The organism is Lyngbya sp. CCY1209 (assembly GCF_035615495.1).
In the GTDB taxonomy this organism is placed as follows: domain Bacteria; phylum Cyanobacteriota; class Cyanobacteriia; order Cyanobacteriales; family Microcoleaceae; genus Limnospira.
In genome coordinates this window covers 1-3,670 of sequence record NZ_JAJENU010000454.1, presented here as the reverse complement: position 1 = coordinate 3,670, position 3,670 = coordinate 1, and the positions used below count along the sequence as shown (strand labels likewise).

Here is a 3,670-nt window from a genome sequence, read left to right as displayed (position 1 = left end):
AGAGGTGTCAGGTCATAGCCACACACCGCACAGGTTTCGACCTCATTTTCCGTATATTCCGTTTCACAAACCGGACAGTTCGCCATAATTCCCAACCCCGATAAGACTTAGAAACCGGGTTTCTAGAAGAAGAGTCACATTAGACCCATAGATTTTTCAAAGAAACCCGGTTTCTTGACTGCTATTATAACTCGCGAATCCCGCTCGATGCAAATACTTCGTCAACGGTCAATTCCAACTCGGGGAAAGTGGGAGACAAAATGCGATCGCCCCCCAAAAATGACTGGAGTTGATACTCACCCTCAACCAACCGATAAACCAAAATCTGCGGCTGCTTGGGATTGCCCAAAAACGTCCGAGATGCGATCGCCAAATAATCCACAATCCAATATTCTGCAATTCCCAACCGCCGATACTCGTCCCGCCTGTCAAGATAATCATCCTCCCAGTTTGTCGAAACCACCTCCACCGCCAATTCAATCGGTTCCGTCAACGCGCCGTAAGTCCGCACGTTGCGATTCCAAACCTCAGCTTTCACCACCCCACCCGAACCGTCGGGACACTGTTCTAAAAACTCAGCAAATGTCAATTTTTTAGATGATGTTATTGTCATATAATATTCCTCATCAATATAAATGATCCCCCTAAATCCCCCTTAAAAAGGGGGACTTTGAATCGAACTCTCCCCTTAAAAAGAGGGACTTTAAATCGAACTCTCCCCTTAAAAAGGGGGACTTTAAATCTAGCTCCCCCCTTTTCAAGGGGGGCTGGGGGGGATCTCGATCATGCCGGGGGAGAACGAAATGAACCCCCATTATCTCCCTTAAAAAGAGGGACTTTAAATCTAGCTCCCCCCTTATAAAGGGGGGCTGGGGGGGATCTCGATCATGCCGGGGGAGAACGAAATGAACCCCCATTATCTCCCTTAAAAAGGGGGACTTTAAATCTAGCTCCCCCCTTCTCAAGGGGTGCTGGGGGCGATCGCTACTCCCAACTCGGAATATCTTCCCATCTAAATGTTACCATATCTTCACCGCTCAAATTATCCCGGACGATGCGATTTTTTAAATTGTTTACCATCCGTTCATAAAAGTTGCGGACATCGCGACCGTTGCCAAAATTTTGCCCCCGATTTTGATAGGCAAAATTCATCATTTCTCGCACCCTCGCCGATACCTCATCCGGACAAATTCGCCCGCTTTGCCGACACATTCCCAGAAAGATACTGTGCAGATCTTCTCCGGTATAATCGGGGAAATGGATTTTCTTGGCAATGCGAGATTGCAACCCCGGATTGCTGTCCATAAACTCCGCCATTTCCCGCGAATATCCCGCCAAAATTACCACCAGGCGATCGCGATAATTTTCCATCATCGGCACCAAGGTATCGATCGCTTCCCGTCCAAAATCCCGGCTATCTCCCCCGCGAGATAAGGCATAGGCTTCATCTATAAACAACACCCCATCCACCGCCGACTCAATCACCTGGGCGGTTTTTTCGGCGGTATGTCCGATATATTGTCCCACCAATTTGGTGCGATCGGCTTCCACAAATTGACCCTTTTTCAACAACCCCAAAGCGCGATAAATTCGGCCGATCAAACGGGAAACGGTGGTTTTTCCCGTCCCCGGATTGCCGGTAAATAATAAGTGGCGAGTTTCCATTTCATTACCGGCCAACATCCCCGCCTTCGCCAATTTTATATTGGCGATTTGGGTGTTAATTAATTGTCGGACATCCTGTTTGACGGACTGCAACCCCGTCAACTCTTCCAATTCTTGCAACAGTTTTTCCAGCGTCTCCTCATCGGCGGTTCCCCGTTGGGAGAGTTCCCGATAGTCCGGCGGTAAATCGGCAACGGTAAAGGGTTCCGTCAGGGGATTCAAACCCAATTTTATAACGCGATCGCTCCGTAAATCATCCATGCGATCGAATATCTTTTCCACCTCCCTGGCGTTGCCAAAATTGCCGTCTCGGTTGTCGTAAAGCTGGGTCAATAAGTTGTCGAGACGGGGTTCCAAATTCGGCGCGATCGCACCTTTGACCCGATCTACCCGCTGCCGGAAAATCGTCAACAATTCCGGCGGTTTGTAATCCTCGAAAATAATTTCCGTTCCAAAACGACTCGACAAACCGGGGTTAGATGTGATAAAATTATTCATCAATTCCGGATATCCGGCGACAATCACCGCCAGCCGTTCCCGTTCATCTTCCATCCGTTTTAATAGGGTATCGATCGCCTCCCGTCCCCAGTCATTTTCACCCCCTTGAGCGAGGGTATAAGCCTCGTCAATAAACAACACCCCATCCAAAGCGCGATCGACCGTTTCATTGGTCAAAATTGCCGTGTGTCCCACATATCCCGCCACCAAATCTCGCCCGCCAATTTCTACTACATGACCTCGCCGCAATAACCCCAAATCTCGATAAATTTCTCCGATCAATCTCGCGACGGTGGTTTTACCCGTTCCGGGGTTTCCTTTGAAGACCAAATGCAGCCTCGGGGGTTCGGTGGCGATGCCATTTTGTTGGCGTTCTCGGGCGATTTGTAATGACCCCATTTTTTGCTGGACGGCGGTTTTGACATTCCCCAAACCGACCAATTCTTGCAAGCGTTCCAACGCCGGTTTGTCGCTGACATCCCCGGATAGCCACTGCTGCTGTTTGGCGACAGTCAGGGATAATTCGGAAACGGAATTAAAGCGATCGTACCAGGTGTTTAGGGGTTGATTTTCGGCTGCGATCGCAGAAATTAAACGGTCGCGATCGCCCCAATTGACGGGTTTTTGGTGAACCAGTCGGAAATAATCCCAGAGTTTCTGTAACTCCCCTTCTGCCGGGGTTGACACGCGAACCAAATTAAATTGGCGATCGCCCCGATTTTGCAACCAATTCCCCAGAAAAGTAAAGCCGATAGTGTTGCAAAAATCTTGAAACTGTTGTAAACTATGATGGTGGGAAATAAACGCGCAAAGATTGCGATTCGTGGGAGGAAGTCGCCCCCAACTCACCACCCGTCCCAACAGTTCCCGGCGGTTGTCAAACATCCGCAAATCTTCCACATCAGAAAACACGATCGCACTTTTGTAGCGGGTGTCTTCCATGAAGTGTTGAAAGTAGCCGATACATTGAATATCAGATATCACGGCGGGGCGATTTGCTGCCGGTTGGGGCGTCGGTTCCGGGGAGGTTTGTCGTCCCAACAGGCGGCGGCGTTTCCCCAAAGGGCCGGCTTTCACCCGCATTTCTGGGGGGGAAGGTGGCGGGGAGGTTTTCGGCTGTTCCCTGGCGTTTTGCAGGGATTCCGCATCGAGGAAATAGAGCTTTTTAATTCCCGAATAGAAGACGATGCGATCGAAACCTTGACTTTGCAGATACCGATGTAAAACCTGTTCGATATCTTGCAATAATAAATCGTCGCTACAGAAGCTATCCCCGGTGTCGGTTCCGCACAAAACCAGAAAGCGATCGCCGGTTTGGAGGTTCAATTGATTGGTGACTCGTTCAACCATAATTTTACTTCAATTCATACCCTTTTATCATCAATTTTTTCAGCCCCGGGCAACCCTATAAGGTTGCCCCCACGACCATAATATAGCAATGTGAAATGATTGGTGAAAAATTGATCGACTCAAAGCCCCCAGTATTGGGGGTTTGGGGGCCAGACAA

2 protein-coding genes are annotated in these 3,670 nt (G+C 49.2%); both read right to left on the bottom strand.

The genetic code is table 11. From position 1 onward, the window contains the following. Positions 1-184: 184 nt before the first annotated feature. Positions 185-613 carry a Uma2 family endonuclease gene (locus LKE08_RS14295; RefSeq protein WP_324704911.1) on the bottom strand — a complete coding sequence of 143 codons (429 nt, stop codon included), beginning with the start codon at positions 611-613 and terminating at the stop codon, positions 185-187. Positions 614-984: 371 nt separating this feature from the next. Then, complete coding sequence (locus LKE08_RS14290) at positions 985-3,513, bottom strand: AAA family ATPase (RefSeq protein ID WP_324704910.1); 2,529 nt, start codon at positions 3,511-3,513, stop codon at positions 985-987. Positions 3,514-3,670 lie beyond the last annotated feature (157 nt).

Coding starts and splice junctions, on each gene's coding strand:
- LKE08_RS14290 (WP_324704910.1), bottom strand. CDS start 3,513: ATGGTTGAACGAGTCACCAATCAATTGAACCTCCAAACCGGCGATCGC.
- LKE08_RS14295 (WP_324704911.1), bottom strand. CDS start 613: ATGACAATAACATCATCTAAAAAATTGACATTTGCTGAGTTTTTAGAA.